We start from the raw sequence: 15,658 nt of genomic DNA on the forward strand, positions 1-15,658 counted from the left end.
CCGCGTTCCGGGGGTAGGCCCCGGACGCAAGAGAGACCCGGACGCAAGTAGAGAGACCCGAATACCCCGGAACCACAACCGGCTAGTGCGTGTAGACGCGGATCGACGACGCGAGCGGTCCGGGCGGGTTCACGGTGAATGACGACAGCAGGCCGTCGCCGGAGTAGTCCACGAGCGCCCACACCGACTCCCCACCGCTCACCAGGTAGCGAGCCCCACTCCGTAGCGGAACCGTCGCGCTCGCCCCGGCGTCGATCTGCAGGTCGACGGGAGAGCCTTGCACGGGCGTGAGGGTGAGCGCAGCATCCGCTCCCCCGCCGTTGACGAGGTGCAGGGTCGGCGACGGCCCCTCGGCGACGGCCACCGTGAACGAACCCTCGAGCGGTGCCGAGGCCGCGAACCAACCGAAGTCCCGGCCGTCAGCGCCCTCGCTGGAGGTGCGGGCGGCCGCGACGATCGGCTGGTCGGAACGCAATTTCACCGAGAAACTGCCTACGGTCAACGGCGACAGCGGAATTTCGGTCGCAACTCCGGGCTCGATCTCCACCTGGGTCGAGGTGCCGTCAGCAGCCCCGTCGGCGCTCGTGACGCCGATCTGCACGGTCGCCGCCTCGGTGCCGGGCACGAACACCCGAATCGACGGGGTATCGGCGTTGAACCCCTCGCCGGTGGTGACGGTGTCCGCGGCGACCGCCGACGTGACACGCACCCCGGCAATTGTCTGGTTGAGTGCCGGCGTGGCGGTGGCGCCAATGATCTCGACTCCGCCGGGTTCAATCCCCCGGATGCTGCTCTGCTCCAATGCTGCCGCCACCTGCCCACCACGCGACGACACAAGCACGACCGGGGATTTCAGGTTCGGGGCGAGGCCGGCCAGCGAAATGACCCGCTGCTCGCCGGGCTGCACCAGAATGCCGGAGGCGCCGGGCGCGTCGACGATTCCGCTCTCACCGTAGACGGTGACGTCGACGGTCGCGAGCACGGTCGACGGGTTGCTGAGCAGCAGCAGGCTACTGCCGCCGATATCGGTGGATCCCCCAACGAGCCAGCTCTCGCTGGCCGCTTCGGTGCAGGACGCGACGGCGAGCCCGCCCAGGGTGTCGGTGCCGACGACCTGCGACTGGCTGCCGGCGACGAGCGGCGGCACGGTGGCGCCATCCTGCACGGGAACGGTCAGCAACAGCGGCGGCTGCCGACTGCTGGAGTCGTCGACCGCACTGATCTCGGTGACGTCCGGGCGAATCTGGTCAAAGTCGCTCCCGGCCGCGTCGATAGCGCCATACACGGCGGCAGCGGACCCGACGCTCGACGCCGACTGGGCCTGCGTCGAATCCTCGGCGAGAGTGAGCAGCGGTCCAGGGCAGACCCGTTGCTGCTCGCTCGGCAGCGGCACGATCTCGCTCGAGCGGGGTTCGTTCTCAACGGTCGGCAGCGTCACGAGGGTCGAGGCCGCGCCGACAGCGACAACGACCGCGATGCCAACCAGACCGAGCACGCCGCGGCCGGCCCGACCACCAATGCGGACGAGAGTGCTTCTAGCGGGCATGATCGTCCTCCACAGTGTCTTCCGTGGACGATTCCAGCCCGGTACCGACGCCGGTTTCCCGGTCCATGGCCAGGTCGGCCTCTAGATCGGTACCGAGCGGCGGTTCCCGATCGGCGTCCAGGTCGGAACCGACCATGCTCTTGCCCCGGCGGGTGCGTTTCGGTTTCGGCTTGGCGTTGGCCCTGGCCGCGCGGCGAATCGCATCGCGGTTGGCCTGGCGCACGGCTTCACGGCCGGCGCCGATCGGCAGCGACAGTAGTACGGCGCTGCCCACCACGGCGACGGCAATCAGCAGGGTGACCAAGCCGAAGACGCCGCCGGCGCGAGCCGGTGCTGAAACGCCACCGGCAGCATCCGTTTCGCCGAACTGCCACAGTCGGCCGAATTCGGTGTCGCCCACCGGTGCCAGTGCGGCATTGCCGTCCAGGGCGGTTTCGGTGCGCAGCTGGGTGTCACCGGCAAGAACATCAGCGCCGGCCGGCTGCAACACGATAAAGCGGATGCCGAATTCGGCCAGATCCGCGCTGGTGTCCAGCCCGCTGCGTGAGGCCAGGTTACCGGCGAGCTCCGCCAGCGCTTTCTCGCGGGCGCTGAGCGTTTGGTCGGTGCTGCCGCGGGTGGATTGCTGGTTCAGCGTGGCGCCGACACCGCGCTCGATCGTAGCGAGCAGGCCGCCGTCGGCCTGCGGAACGAGGTGCAGGGTGCCGACCCGGTCATCGATCTGCGCTTCGGCGGCGACGAAGGCCGGCTGGGTTCGCCCGGTTCCCTCGCGCACGGCGGCGGTACCGAGGTGCAGGGAGCCCAGAAGCGGCAGCACTACGACGGCCAGAGCCAGCGCGGCGACGACCCCGGGCGCCGGCGCAAATCGGCGCAGGGCGCGCAGGCCGATCAGGAGGGCGCCGACCAGGCCGAGCCAGTACAGGCTGAGCCCGGCGCCCGACCACACCCGCACCGGTTCGGCACCGATGGCGGCGAGAACGAGCTGGTTGGCGGCGAGGGCGGTGGCGAATCCGAGCAGGGCGACCAGCCAGGCGCCGCCCGCGAGCCGGGCGCCCGGCAGTAGCAGCGCCAGCAGGGCGAGCAGGGCGATGGGCGCGAGCAGGATGGGCACGATCAGCTGCGGGTCGAGACCAGGCACCCCGAACCGATCGAGGACACCGGCCCAACCGCTGCCGCCGGGCAACCCGAGCAGCAGTTGCAGGGTCGGTGCGTGATCGCTCGGTACGGGCAGGCCGGGGTCGGCGACGAGGTTCAGCCAGGTGCCGCGCAGGCCCTGGTCGGCAATGAGCGGAAGCGCGAGGGCGAGCGCCGGAAGCGGAATGCCGATGAAACGCATTACCCGGCGACCGGCAATGGCCACGCTGAGGAGCCAGGCCACGAGCAGCGCCGGGGCGAGGGAGGGCGCACAGGCCACGACCGCCGCGAACAACAGTGCGGCCGAGGCGGAGGACGACCAGGTGCGCGCGGCCGCGAACCAGGTGAAAAACAGCCAGGGCAGCAGCAGGTGCACGAGGATGGCGGCCGGGCGGCCGTCTGCCAGGGCGGCCAGAAAACTCGGGGCCAGCACCCACAGGGCGGCGGCCAGGGCGCGCAGGCTGCCCCGGTCGGTCAGGCGGGTCGCCGCCATCCAGGCGCCGACCGCAGCGAGCGGAAAGGCGAGCGCGTAGACCAGCACGAAGGCAAAGGACGGCGACCAGAACGCGATGGAGCCGAGCACGGCAAGCACTGCGGCAAACGGGTCTGCGGCGCCGACGAAGCCGAGTCCGAGGTCGCGCCAGCCGTAGCCGACGCTTGCCCACAGTTCGGGCAGGCTGGGCGACAGCGGCAGCAGCCCACCACCGATGAGGGTGTTGGCGCCAAGCAGCGGCACCATCATCACGATGCCGAGCGAAGCGGCGGCGAGCATGGTCCAGGCTCCGCCGCCGGAGAAGAACCGAATTTCGGCGCGTTCACCGTGCAGGCCGAACAGGCTCGCCTCGCGCTTGAGCGACTGCCGCCGGCGAACTTCGGCCGACGGAACGCGCAGGGTGGAGATGGCATCCCAGCCGAGGGTGCGGGTTTTCGTAAACATGCGACGGGCGCTGCTGACGCGCAGGCCGTTGAAGGCAGCGCCGAATGCGGCCGAGAATTCGCCCACGATGGCTCCGGGCTCCTTACGCAGCAGCTGGCCGATCGAGCGGATGAAGGCGAGCGGCAGCAGGGTCAACCAGTGCAGGGCGAGCACTCCGGCCGGCGCGTAGACCAGGCGGCGATGCAGCTGCGCCGAGCGTTCGGCTCGCACCCGGCGGCGGCGCAGCCGCCCGCGGGAGGACTGGTTCGGGCCGGCCACGCCGTCGCCGGCCGAAGCCACCCGTGCGGCCGGCACCACCGAAACGCGATACCCGGCGAGGCGCACGCGCACACAGAAGTCAAGGGAGTCGTCGACGGTGGGCAGCGCCGGGTCGAAACCACCCAGCTGTTCCCACACTTGGTGGCGCACGAGCATGCCGCCGGCGCTGACGGCGAGCACATCGCTCAATCCGTCGTGCTGGCCCTGGTCCAGTTCGCTCTCCACCAGGGTGACGGTCGCGCCAAACGGCGTCATCGACTCGCCGAAGTTGTGGATGTATTCGCCGGCGATCCACTCCATCACCTTGGGCCCGGCCACCGCAACGGACGGCGCAATCTCGAGCGCGTCGACCAGGACTTCGAGGGCGGTCGGGTCTGGGGCGCTGTCCTGGGCGAGCAGCCAGAGCAGCTCCCGGTCGTGCGTGGGCGGCGTGGTCACGCGCACGGCGGCGGTAATCGCCTGCCCGAAGTTCAGGTCGGCATCGGCGGCAATGAACTGGGTCGGCCCGAAATCGGCCAGCATCTTGGCTGTCGCATCGCTCGATCCGCAGTCCACCGTGATCACAATGTCGGGTTTGCGGGTCTGCAACGACAACGCCTTGAGAGTTCGCTCAAGGTGTTTCGCACCGTTTCGGGCGACAAGGATGGCGGTGACTCTCGGTTGCATAACAGAACCAGCCTAGGTCGGGATCGGTCGCTGCCCCTCAACCGAGAGGGCGCGCCTCAAATATTGGCCGGGCAATAGCAAAGCGGATGCGTCAGCATCCGCTTTGCTTCCTCCAGGCCTAGCGCGGCCGAAACCTTGCTCGCTGCCAACCGCTTCAGGGCCGAGAAAGCTGCGCCCGGACCGAGCCAGCCGACAGCATCCGCTTAAAAACTGCGCGGAACGGGTTAGGCGCGCTTGCGCAGTTTGCGCCGTTCGCGCTCGGACAGCCCACCCCAGATGCCGAACCGCTCGTCATTGCTGAGCGCGTATTCGAGGCATTCGCTGCGTACCTCGCAACCGGAGCAAATCTTCTTGGCGTCGCGGGTGGAGCCGCCCTTTTCGGGGAAGAATGCCTCGGGGTCGGTCTGCGCGCAGAGGGAGTCGGCCTGCCAGGCCAAGAGGTTCTCGTCGCCGTGGTCTTGTCGTACTCCCGGAACACCGAGGGTGACGGGGTCAACGAACCAGTCATCTGGTACTCCGGAACGATAGTCAGGTAATGCCATATCGTCTCCCAGCGCTCGATCCGCACCAATCAGTGCCGCACCTAATTACACCCGTGTAATTCGATATCGTCAAGTCGCGAATCGTAAACCCTCAATATGGGCTAGAGAGTTGCGACGCGCCCACGGCGACAAATTCGGCCATTTGGGGGGCGTCTGAACGTTGCGAACAGAGCACGATCTGCGCCTTCAGCGGCGTGTCGACCCTCAATGAACGGCCGCGCGTGATGAGTCCCAGGCACTCTGCACCATCTGCTCGAGGGTATGGCTCATGCTCCAGCGCAGGTCGCGGGCCGCGAGCGCGCCAGACGCGACGATGCGATCGGGGTCGCCCACGCGTCGCGGTCCGAGCTCCGGAACGAAGTCGATGCCGGTGACCCGACGCACAGTCGCCATGATCTCGCCGACCGAGACGCCGTCGCCGCTGCCGAGGTTGTAGACCGGCTCGATCGCCTCGTTGGCGTCGAGCCGGCGTGCCGCGGCGACGTGCGAGAGGGCCAGATCGGCGACGTGAATGTAGTCGCGCACGCAGGTGCCGTCCGGCGTGGCATAGTCGTCGCCGTTGATGCGCGGGGTGCGACCCTCTAGCAGCGCCGCAAAGACGAGCGGAAAGAGGTTGTGCGGGCTGGTGTCGCTCAGGCTGAGGTCGCCCGAGCCGACGACATTGAAGTAGCGCAGCGAGGTGTGCCGCAGGCCGGTCGCTACGCCCTGGTCGCGCAGCAGCCACTCGCCAATCAGTTTGGATTCGCCGTAGGGCGATTCCGGGCTTTTCGCGGTGCTTTCGGTGACGAGGTCGGTGTGCGGCGTGCCGTAGACCGCAGCGCTGGAGGAGAACACGATGCGGTCGATCGCCGCCCCCTCCATGGCGGCGAGCAGCGTGGCCGTCGCGGTGACGTTCTGTTCGTAGGTGTGCAGGGGGCGTTGCACCGAGACGCCGGCGTACTTGAATCCAGCGACGTGGACGACGCCGTGCACGTCGTGCTCGCGAAAGGTGTGCACGAGCAGATCGCCGTCGAGCACGCTGCCCCGCACGAAGGGCACTGTGGCCGGCACGAAAGATTCGTGGCCACTCGAGAGGTCGTCGAGCACAACCACGTCGAGCCCTTCAGCCTGGAAAGCGCGCACCACATGGGATCCGATATAGCCCGCTCCGCCGGTTACCAACCACGCCATACTGCCCCGCTCGTTCACGGTGACACCGATGTGCCACCGCTTCAGGCTAGCGCCAGCGAATCAGTGCGTCATCGTCGTCGGCTGCTCGGACGCCTTGGCGACCGTAACCGTCGCGCCCGGAAGAGCGAATCGTGGCCACAACACCGGCGATCGCGAGGACTGTGAGGAGAAAAATAAGAATGAACATGGCAGAAACTCTATGTATTGTGCTTTTCTGCCGCGAGTGGCACAGTTGACGTTGTTCGACACATTTCTGCCATGTCCAGCCTCAGCAGAACGGATGCCCATGCTTCAGAAAATCGTCTGCGTCACCCTCCCCGGTCTGGCGCCGTTCGAATTCGGCGTCATCTGCGAGGTGTTCGGCATCGACCGCAGCGTGCACGGCGGGCCGGCGTTCGACTTTCACGTCGTCGCCGCCGAACCTGGCCCGATCCGCACCAAGATCGGCTTCGACATCGTCGTGCACGACGACCTCGCCGCCGCCGCTGACGCCGACCTCATCGCAATCCCGGCCTACGCTATCGGAGCGGCAATCGACCCGCGCGTGCTGCAGGTCGTGCGCGACGCCGAGGCTCGCGGTGCCTGGGTGCTCAGCGTGTGCAGCGGCGCGTTCGTGCTGGCCGAGGCCGGCATCCTCGATGGGCGCCGCAGTACGACCCATTGGATGTACACCGAGGCCCTCGCCCGGGCCTACCCGAATACAACCGTCGACCCCGACGTCCTGTTTGTGGAAGACAATCACGTCGTCACCGGAGCCGGCACCGCCGCCGGAATTGACGCCGCACTGCACATCGTGCGCAAGGAACTGGGCGCGACCGTCGCGAACGTGATCGCACGCCGTATGGTCGTGCCGCCGCAGCGCGATGGCGGCCAGTCCCAGTACATCGAAGCATCGGTCGTCGACTGCCAGGACGAATCCTTCGCCGCCGTCACCGAGTGGATGCTGCGCCACCTCGACCAGGAATTGCCCGTCGATCTACTCGCCCGCAAGTCGCTCATGTCGCCGCGCACCTTCGCCCGCCGGTTTCGCGCCGAAATCGGCACCACGCCGACCCGCTGGCTCAACCGGCAGCGGCTGCTTCGGGCGCAGGAACTGCTCGAGGACTCCTCGAGCAGCCTCGAGGAGATCGCCATCGACACCGGCTTCGGCGGGGCGGCCGTGATGCGCCATCATTTTCTGCAGGTTCTGCAGACCACTCCCACCGCCTACCGGCGGGCCTTCGGCCCCCGCCGGGCCGGCTAACCGCGCGGCCTCACGTCGTTCGTCCGGCGGTCTCGACAAGCTCGACCAACGAGAAATGGTTGCCTCCCCGAGGCTGCTCCCGACTCGCCTACGCGACCCAGACAGTCCGCTGGTCGAGCTTGTCGAGACCGCAATCGACCAATGCTTGGCTGCCTGCGAAACCCGGCTTACGCGCCCGTCGTCGCCAGAAACACCTCGCCAGTTCCAGCGAAGGTCAGCGTGCCCTCGTCGGGCGTGACATAGACAGCCTGGCCGCGCTTCAGCGGCCGCGACGACGCGGCCCCGGCCACCAGAAAACCGCCAGCCGTGCAGATGGCAATCGCCGGACCGGTGAGGGTGATCTGTCGCATCGTGACGGGCGACGACGTCGCGGCATCGGCATCCGCTTCAATGTGCACGAGCTCGAAGTCGGGCACGTCCGGACGATACAGCGAGACACCATCGCCGAGAACGATCGGCGCGAGGTAGGGCGAGGGCGCCGGAGAGAAGTCGAGTACCGCGAGCAGTTCCTCGATGTCGATGTGCTTGGGGGTCAGCCCGCCACGCAACACGTTGTCGGAGGCGGCCATGAGTTCGACGCCCAGCCCGGACAGATACGCGTGGATATTGCCGGCCGGCAGATACATCGCCTCGCCGCGCTGCAGGGAGACCCGGTTCAGCAGCAGGGCGAGCACGATTCCGGGGTCGCCGGGATACTCGGCGGCGAGCGCGCGCACCGTCGCGAGCTCTCGCGCATAGCCGATGGCCGCTCCGCCCTCGGCCAGGAATGCGGCGTGGTCGGCGAGCGCCACCACCCGTTCGACCAGCCATTCCACCTCGCCAGAGTCGCCGCCGCGACCGTCGCGCAGCAGCCAGTCGACGGTGTCGGGCAGGCCCCGGGTCAGGTGGCTCTCGAGCAGATCGATGATCGCGGCCTGCGAATCCTCGGTCGCGAGATCGAGCAGCCGCAGCTCAGCGATGATTCCGCGCACCTCGGCGAGCGGCCGAAACCCGCAGAGCGCCTCGAAAGTGTCGCTGAGCGCAAAGATCAGCTCGGGCTTGTGGAACGGGTCGCGGTAATTGCGATTGCCGGCGTCGACCGGCACGCCGGCCGCGTTCTCGAGGTCGAATCCGGCGCGGGCCTGCGCGCTCGTCGGGTGTGCCTGCAGCGACAGCGGGCGACCGGCCGCGAGAATCTTGAGCAGAAACGGGAGGCGTGGGGCCGCATCCGCTTCTCGACTGGCCCCATCAGCGCCGAGTGCTACCTCCGGCGCCGCCGCAATCCACTCGGCGAGGGTGTCACACCCGCCCACCAGGGCCGGATCCTCGATCACCGAAGGCGACCCGGCATGCGCTCCCAACCACAGTTCGGCCTCCGGCCCGCCCGACGCCGTGCGGCCGAGCAGGTCGGCGATGGCGCGAGTGGAACCCCAGGCGTAATTGCGCGGGGTGTTGGTGATGCCCACAAACATATTCGGCTCCTTCTACAACTGTTTAGACCAAACTACCAACCGGGTTGGGGCGCTCAGACAAGCCCCCTAGGCTGGCGGCAATTCACCGGTCGCCTGTCGGCCGCAGTCTATGCAACGGAGCAACCATGACCTTTGAACTACTCGGCAGCGACTTCTTCGGCTACGAAGACCTGCTCACCGAGCCCGAGCAAGCCGCGATCATCAAGCTGCGCGCCTACCTCGAAAAGGAGGTGCGGCCGATCGCAAACGGATGCTGGGATCGCGCCGAATTTCCCACCCAGGTCATCAAGCCCCTCGCCGAGCTCGGCATGTACTCCTTCGGCTGGGAATCGACGAAACCGTTTGAGAATTCGGCGGTGTTCCGGGGATTCGTGGCGCTGGAACTGGCGCGAGTGGATGCATCCGTTGCCACCTTCGTCGGTGTGCAGAACGGTCTCGCCGCCGGCACCCTTGAAGCGTGCGGCTCGGACGAGCAACGCGCCGAGTGGATTCCGCGCCTGGCCTCCGGCGAGATCGTCGGGGCGTTCGGGCTGACCGAGCCGTTGAGCGGCTCCGACGCAGCGCAGGGCCTTCGCACCACCGCGACCCGCAACGGCGACAGTTGGACGTTGAACGGCGCCAAACGCTGGATCGGCAACGCCACCTTCAGCGACCTGACCATCATCTGGGCCAAGGACACGGCTGACAATCAGGTGAAGGGCTTCATCGTTCCTACCGACACCGCCGGATACACGGCCACCAAAATCGAGGGCAAGATCAGCCTGCGCGCGGTGCAGAACGCCGACATCGTGCTGACCGACGTGATCGTTCCCGAAAGCCTGCGCCTGCAGAACGCCAACTCGTTCAAGGACACCGCGAAAGTACTGCGGGCCACCCGCGCCGAGGTGTCGTGGGCGGCGGTCGGCAATGCTATCGGCGCCTACGACGCGGCCGTCGCCTACGCACACGAGCGCGTGCAGTTCGGGAAGGCCATCGGTGGGCACCAACTCGTGCAGGACCTGCTGGTGAAGAGCCTCGGCAACATTACCGCCAGCCTCGGCATGGTGGTGCGGGTGTCGCAGCTGCAGGATCAGGGCGTGCAGCGCGACGAGCACTCCGCATTGACCAAGGCCTACACGACCAGCCGTATGCGCGAGACCGTCGCCTGGTGCCGGGAGCTGTTCGGCGGCAACGGAGTCACCCTCGAGTACAACGTGGCCCGGCACTTCGCCGACGCCGAGGCCATCTACTCCTACGAGGGCACCCAGGAGATGAACACCCTCATCGTGGGCCGCACCATCACGGGCCAGGCCGCGTTCGTCTGACCCGTGCCGCCCGTAAAACCGGCAGAATTTGCGACACGCCGGGTCACCGCAATCCGTTTGAGGCAGCGTGTCGCAAATTTACCGGCGTTAGCTACGCGAGCGGATGCCCGCGCAGGGTGTGCGTCCGCCGGACTCGGGCTACGGTGTCGGAATGAGACTTGACGTGCACGGACCGGCGTGACGACCGACCAGGAGCTCGACGCGATCGTCGTCGGATCCGGCCCGAACGGACTCGCCGGGGCGGTCACGCTCGCCCGCGCCGGGCTCAAAGTGCGGGTCTACGAGCGCAATCCTCAGATCGGCGGCGGGGCGGCCACCGCCGAGCTCACCCTGCCCGGGTTCCACCACGATGTGGGGAGCGCCGTGCACCCGCTCGCGCTGGCCTCCGAGTTCTTTCAAAAGTTCGGCCTCAAGGATCGCATCGAACTCAGGGTTCCGGAGATCTCCTACGGGCATCCGCTGCCCGGCGGCCGGGCCGGCGTGTCCTGGCACGACATCGAACGCACCGCCGCCGGCCTCGGCAGTGACGGCCCGGCCTGGCTGAACCTGCTCGGGCCGCTCGTCGACCAGATCGGAGCCATCGCCGAGCTGACCGGGGATGCGCTGTTGCGCGTGCCGCGGCATCCGCTCACGCTGGCCCGCTTCGGGCTGCGCACGCTGGAGCAGGGCAGCCCGGCGTGGAACTGGCGTTTCACCGGCGAAACAGCGCCGGCGCTGCTCACCGGCACGTTTGCGCACTCGATCGGGCGGCTGCCGAGCCCGTCGACCGCCGGCGCCGGGCTGACGCTCGCGGCGCACGCGCACGCCGGCGGCTGGCCGATTCCTACCGGCGGCAGCGGTGCCATCGTGCGGGCCCTCGCCGACGACCTGCTCGCGCACGGCGGCGAAATAATAACGGATGCCGACATCGCAAGTCTCCGAGAGCTGCCGCCGGCACGCGTGACGCTGCTCGACGTGACCCCCCGCGCCCTTGTGGGCCTCGCCGCCGGCGCCCTGCCCGACCGCTACGCGGCCGCCATGACACGGTTTCGCTACGGAAACGCCGTCGCCAAGGTGGACTTCGCTCTCTCCGAACCGGTGCCCTGGACCGCCGCGGACCTGCGGCGAGCGCCGACCCTGCACGTCGGCGGCACCCGCGCCGACCAGGCCCGCGCCGAAAACGCCGTCGCCCGCGGCCGGCACGCCGACTCCCCCTACGTGCTCGCCGCGCAGCCGAGCATCCTCGACGCCACCCGCGCTCCCGCAGGCAAGCACGTGCTCTGGGCCTACACACACGTGCCGGCTGGCTCGACCCGCGACCAGACCGAGCAGATCACGCGGCAGATCGAACGCTTCGCCCCCGGCTTTCGCGACACCATTCTGGCCTCGGCCAGTCAGACCGCCGCGCAGATGCAGAACCACAATCCGAACCATGTTGGCGGCGATATCGCCGCAGGCGCGATCAGCCTCCCGCAGCTGCTCCGCCGTCCGGTGCTCTCGGGCGACCCGTGGCACACCCCGTTGCCCGGCGTCTACCTGTGCTCCTCGTCAACGTCTCCGGGCCCGGGCGTGCACGGCATGTGCGGCTACCGCGCCGCCCTCAGCGCCCTCCGCCACGATTACGGCATCGAGGACCCCCCCACCCTCTCCCCCTAACAACCCGCGAGAGCGCAAAAAGTGCCCGATTGGGCACTCCAATCGGGCACTTTTTGCGCTCTCGCGACAAACCGAAGGAGACCCGATGGCTGTGAACTATCGAAAATTCCGCTGCACTCCCGAGCAGGTCTTCGCGGTGCTGCACAACGGATGGCTGTACCCCACCTGGGTCGTCGGTGCGAGCCGCATGCGCGACGTCGACGCGATCTGGCCCGCGGTCGGCAGCCGCCTGCACCACTCGGTCGGAGTCTGGCCGGCCCTGCTCGACGACACCACATCCGTGCTCGAATGGCAGGCGCCCCGCCACGCCATGCTGAAGGCCCGCGGCTGGCCGATTGGCGAGGCGCACGTGTCGATCGACGTTCAAGATCACCAAAGCGGATGCCTCGTGCGCATGACCGAAGACGTCGTCGCCGGCCCCGCGCGCCTCGTTCCCACCACCCTGAGCGATCTGGCCATCCGCTACCGCAACTCGGAGACCCTGCGCCGCCTCGCCTACCTCGCCGAGGGCCACGCCGAGTAGCCGCGTCCCCTCGTCCCCTCGTTCCCCTCGTTCCCCTTGTTCCCCTCGTTCCCCTTGTTCCCCTCGTTCCCCTCGTTCCCCTCGTTCCCCTCGTCCCGCGAGAGCGCAAAAAGTGCCCGATTGAGCCCTCCAATCGGGCACTTTTTGCGCTCTCGCGTGACCTGGCGCGCAACACCGGTAATCTGAAGCCATGTCCGCCGTGCAGAGTCGCCTCGTCATTCGACTCTTCGCGACCTTCGTCTGGTTCACCGTTCTGGCCGGCCAGTTCTGTCGCAACCTCGGCGGCTGGTGGGGCTTCGGCGCCATCGCCGTGATCGTGGTGATCGGCAGCATCATCGGCCTGAACACCCAGCGCCACAAAGCCTGCCGCCGGGCAACCGACAACGCAGCCACAGCCGCAGCCACAGCCACCCGCCTAAACGCAGCCCCCGCAAACGCGTCCGCAGTCTCCTCGCACGCTGGCACGGAAGCCTCGGTCCCGGTACATGCCGACGGCGCAGCCGCGGTTTCAACGACCGCAGCGCCCACACCCGCGCAGGACGACACCCCCACCGACCGCGACATCGCCCGCGGAAACACCTACCAGGCTGCCCTCGCGCCCGCTCTGAACTGGCGCAAGTTTCCGAAGACCATCACCGCGTTCCTGCTGCTGACCACCCTGTCGATCGCGTGGTCGTATTACCCGGGGGCATCCGCTCTGGGCGTCACGCTGCAACTCATCACGACCCTCGCCGCCCTGTTCCTGGCCGTGACCCTCACCTGGCCGGAGCTGCTGCGCACCCTGGCGGGCGCCCTGCGCTGGGTACTCGCGCTGAGCCTCGTATTCGAGCTTTTCGTCGCCGTCGTCATCCGAAATCCGGTACTGCCGTTCTTCGTTGACTACGGCACCGACGACGTGCCAGGCGCCTTCTACTGGAGCCGCGGCCTGCTCTTAAACGGCGGCCCCATCGAGGGCATCGTCGCCAACCGCAACCTGCTCGGATTCATCGCGTTGACCGCCATCATCGTCTTCATCGTGCAACTGAGAGCCCGCCTCGTCAAGCGCGGCGCCGGCCTGGTCTGGCTGGGCCTGGCCGTCGGGATGCTGCTGCTCACCCGCTCCGCCACGGTCACCGTCTCGCTGGTCGCGGTCGTCGCAGCCCTGTTGTTCGCGCTCTGGGCCCGACGACTGCACGACCAGCGCCGGCGGCCGCTGTATCTCGTGGCCGCGGCATCCGTTCTGGCAGTGGCAGCGGCCCTCGCGCTGTTCTCGTCGCAGCTGTTCGGGCTGCTCGGCCGCAGCGAGGATCTCACCGGTCGCTTCGACATCTGGGCCAGCGTCACCAATCTCGCCCAGGAACGCCCCGTCTTCGGCTGGGGCTGGGTGAGCTATTGGGTGCCGTGGGTCGAACCGTTCAACGACCTCGCCGTGCGCAAGGGCGTCACCTACCTGCAGGCGCACAACGCTTGGCTCGACGTGTGGCTGCAGCTCGGCATCGTCGGCGTGATTCTGTTCGCCGCACTGGTCTTCTCGACCCTGTGGCGGGCCTGGTTTCTCGCCGTCGACCGGCCGCGCCTCGGCATCGAGGACACCGAACCGTTCGCCGTCTCCGCGCTGCTGCCCCTGCTGCTGCTCGCCGCGCTGATTGCGCAGAGCGTGGCCGAAAGCCGGCTGCTGATCGAGAGCGGCTGGGTGATTCTCATCGTGCTCGCCGTCGTCACCAAACGGCAGCAGCACGCGCCCCGGCCGATGCCGTGACCTGCGCGCGGTAAATTAGAGGATGACCACCCTGCCCGAGGACCTGCGCCGGGTGTTCGCGTCGCCGAAATTCGCGGCCGCACTCACGCTCATTATTCTGGCGACCGCATTCAGCACCCATCTGCTGCGCAGCGTCATGGGCTGGGCCGGCCTCATCGGCATTCTCGGCGGCCTGGTCGTTCTCGCCGTGCTCTCCCTGCTCGCCCGCCGCCCCATCGTGGAGTGGCACGGCCTGCTGCCCATCTCGATCATCGTATTCGTGGCCTGGTGCGCGCTGTCCAGTGTGTGGAGCGGCTACACAGCCTCGACCATCATCGGCGTCAGCTACCAGGTCACCGTCGGATTCCTCGCCATCTACGTGGCCCTCGTGCGCGACACCTTTCAGGTGGTGCGCGCCACCGGCGACGTGCTGCGCGTGCTGCTCGGGCTCTCAATCGTGCTCGAAGTGCTCTCCGGCCTGCTGCTCGACCTGCCGATCGCCTTTCTCGGCGTGGTCGGCAATATCGACCAGTTCGGCCCGATCCAGGGCGTTTTCGGCTCCCGCAACGTCTTCGGGCTCATCGCCCTCATCGCCGCCGTCACCTTCTACGTCGAGCTGCGGGCCAGGTCGATTCCGCGCAGCCTCGGCCTCGGCTCGATGTGGCTGGCCGGTATCTGCCTGGTACTCACCCGCTCCCCTGTCGTGGTCGTCGTCGCGATCTGCGTCACCGTCGCAGCGCTGGCGCTCTACCGGTTGCGTCGCACCCCCGTTGCCGGCAGACGGATGCTGCAGCTCGGCCTCCTGAGCGCGGCCCTCGTCGCCGCCGGCGCGGCCTGGCTCGGTCGCACGACCATCATCGATACCCTCAACGCGGGCAGCGAGTTCGAAGCGCGGTCCTCGCTCTGGAGGGAGATGTGGCGGCTGGTGGAGCTGCATCCGCTTGAGGGCTGGGGCTGGGCCGGATTCTGGCCGCAGGACGTGACACCCTACGGCTGGCTCGAATTCACCACCGGGCGCGTGCACGTGACCGGCCTGAACGCCTACCTGGACGTGTACTTTCAGGTCGGGTTGATCGGCTTTCTCGCTTTTCTCGCCCTGGTGCTGCTGGCCTTTGTGCGCTCCTGGCTGCTCGCCTCCAACAAGCGCTCACTGGCCTACGTCTGGGCGCCGCTCATACTCGTCACCCTGCTGGTGACCAGCGCGGCGGAGAGCACGATTCTGTTCGAGTTCGGCTGGCTGCTGCTGGTGATCTGTTCGGTCAAGGCCGCGCAGGGCCTGAGCTGGCGCAGCGCCCTGCCGCACAAACCGCACCCCGACGCGCCGTAAGCCTGAGCCCTGGTTGAGCCAGTCGATCCCCCCGTTACCTTGTAGCTGTCCCTTGAAGTTCTGCTTCTGAGGGTGTTGGCCTGTTAGGCCGGCATGGTTGCTGCCCCCAGTCGTTGATGATCCGGGGGGTGTTGCCACCGGGCCTGACTGATATTGGGTGATCGCTAATAGGGGCTCGGCTGGAACTTTCTTCTTGGTCGAACGT

The 15,658-nt window shown here is 67.9% G+C and carries 12 protein-coding genes; 6 read left to right on the plus strand and 6 right to left on the minus strand.

Features of this window, described 5'->3' with window-relative positions; translation table 11 throughout:
• Positions 1-82 precede the first annotated feature (82 nt).
• From E3O45_RS12585 to E3O45_RS17570, 5 genes are all read right to left on the minus strand, one after another.
• Positions 83-1,546: a DUF5719 family protein gene (locus E3O45_RS12585; protein WP_134443704.1), complete on the minus strand. Its 1,464-nt coding sequence runs from the start codon at positions 1,544-1,546 to the stop codon at positions 83-85.
• Positions 1,536-4,541, minus strand: coding sequence for a glycosyltransferase family 2 protein (locus E3O45_RS12590; protein ID WP_134443705.1), 3,006 nt, complete (start codon positions 4,539-4,541; stop codon positions 1,536-1,538). The genes E3O45_RS12585 and E3O45_RS12590 overlap by 11 nt, the downstream gene beginning before the upstream one ends.
• 224 nt (positions 4,542-4,765) lie before the next feature.
• A complete protein-coding gene (locus tag E3O45_RS12595; protein ID WP_134443706.1) occupies positions 4,766-5,083 on the minus strand; it encodes a WhiB family transcriptional regulator in 318 nt (105 codons plus the stop codon).
• Positions 5,084-5,287: 204 nt separating this feature from the next.
• A complete protein-coding gene (gene galE / locus E3O45_RS12600; RefSeq protein WP_134443707.1) occupies positions 5,288-6,253 on the minus strand; it encodes a UDP-glucose 4-epimerase GalE in 966 nt (321 codons plus the stop codon).
• A 46-nt stretch (positions 6,254-6,299) separates the two neighbouring features.
• Positions 6,300-6,440, minus strand: a complete 141-nt coding sequence (locus E3O45_RS17570) for a hypothetical protein (RefSeq protein WP_166789494.1) — start codon at positions 6,438-6,440, stop codon at positions 6,300-6,302.
• A gap of 99 nt (positions 6,441-6,539) precedes the next feature.
• Between E3O45_RS17570 and E3O45_RS12605 the strand changes: the two genes are divergently transcribed.
• Complete coding sequence (locus E3O45_RS12605) at positions 6,540-7,496, plus strand: GlxA family transcriptional regulator (protein WP_134443708.1); 957 nt, start codon at positions 6,540-6,542, stop codon at positions 7,494-7,496.
• Between the two features lie 167 nt (positions 7,497-7,663).
• On the opposite strand, the gene manA is transcribed toward E3O45_RS12605, so the two are convergent.
• A complete protein-coding gene (gene manA / locus E3O45_RS12610) occupies positions 7,664-8,947 on the minus strand; it encodes a mannose-6-phosphate isomerase, class I (RefSeq protein ID WP_134443709.1) in 1,284 nt (427 codons plus the stop codon).
• 125 nt (positions 8,948-9,072) lie between these two features.
• Between manA and E3O45_RS12615 the strand changes: the two genes are divergently transcribed.
• The 5 genes from E3O45_RS12615 (at position 9,073) to E3O45_RS12635 (ending at position 15,453) form a co-directional block, all read left to right on the plus strand.
• Positions 9,073-10,251, plus strand: coding sequence for an acyl-CoA dehydrogenase family protein (locus tag E3O45_RS12615; protein ID WP_134443710.1), 1,179 nt, complete (start codon positions 9,073-9,075; stop codon positions 10,249-10,251).
• 177 nt (positions 10,252-10,428) lie between these two features.
• Positions 10,429-11,886, plus strand: a complete 1,458-nt coding sequence (locus E3O45_RS12620) for an NAD(P)/FAD-dependent oxidoreductase (RefSeq protein WP_134443711.1) — start codon at positions 10,429-10,431, stop codon at positions 11,884-11,886.
• An 85-nt stretch (positions 11,887-11,971) separates the two neighbouring features.
• Positions 11,972-12,409 (plus strand): SRPBCC family protein, encoded by a 438-nt coding sequence (locus E3O45_RS12625; protein ID WP_134443712.1) that lies wholly within the window; start codon positions 11,972-11,974, stop codon positions 12,407-12,409.
• 190 nt (positions 12,410-12,599) lie between these two features.
• A complete protein-coding gene (locus E3O45_RS12630; protein WP_198418261.1) occupies positions 12,600-14,147 on the plus strand; it encodes an O-antigen ligase in 1,548 nt (515 codons plus the stop codon).
• Between the two features lie 22 nt (positions 14,148-14,169).
• Positions 14,170-15,453: an O-antigen ligase gene (locus tag E3O45_RS12635; protein ID WP_134443713.1), complete on the plus strand. Its 1,284-nt coding sequence runs from the start codon at positions 14,170-14,172 to the stop codon at positions 15,451-15,453.
• The last annotated feature ends 205 nt before the right edge of the window (positions 15,454-15,658 follow it).

Source organism: Cryobacterium sp. TMS1-20-1 (genome assembly GCF_004402355.1).
GTDB lineage: Bacteria > Actinomycetota > Actinomycetes > Actinomycetales > Microbacteriaceae > Cryobacterium > Cryobacterium levicorallinum.

Bases quoted from the DNA above. Each gene is read 5' to 3' on its own strand.
- E3O45_RS12585 (WP_134443704.1), bottom strand. From the start codon at position 1,546: ATGCCCGCTAGAAGCACTCTCGTCCGCATTGGTGGTCGGGCCGGCCGC.
- E3O45_RS12590 (WP_134443705.1), bottom strand. From the start codon at position 4,541: ATGCAACCGAGAGTCACCGCCATCCTTGTCGCCCGAAACGGTGCGAAA.
- E3O45_RS12595 (WP_134443706.1), bottom strand. From the start codon at position 5,083: ATGGCATTACCTGACTATCGTTCCGGAGTACCAGATGACTGGTTCGTT.
- galE (WP_134443707.1), bottom strand. From the start codon at position 6,253: ATGGCGTGGTTGGTAACCGGCGGAGCGGGCTATATCGGATCCCATGTG.
- E3O45_RS17570 (WP_166789494.1), bottom strand. From the start codon at position 6,440: ATGTTCATTCTTATTTTTCTCCTCACAGTCCTCGCGATCGCCGGTGTT.
- E3O45_RS12605 (WP_134443708.1), top strand. From the start codon at position 6,540: ATGCTTCAGAAAATCGTCTGCGTCACCCTCCCCGGTCTGGCGCCGTTC.
- manA (WP_134443709.1), bottom strand. From the start codon at position 8,947: ATGTTTGTGGGCATCACCAACACCCCGCGCAATTACGCCTGGGGTTCC.
- E3O45_RS12615 (WP_134443710.1), top strand. From the start codon at position 9,073: ATGACCTTTGAACTACTCGGCAGCGACTTCTTCGGCTACGAAGACCTG.
- E3O45_RS12625 (WP_134443712.1), top strand. From the start codon at position 11,972: ATGGCTGTGAACTATCGAAAATTCCGCTGCACTCCCGAGCAGGTCTTC.
- E3O45_RS12630 (WP_198418261.1), top strand. From the start codon at position 12,600: ATGTCCGCCGTGCAGAGTCGCCTCGTCATTCGACTCTTCGCGACCTTC.
- E3O45_RS12635 (WP_134443713.1), top strand. From the start codon at position 14,170: ATGACCACCCTGCCCGAGGACCTGCGCCGGGTGTTCGCGTCGCCGAAA.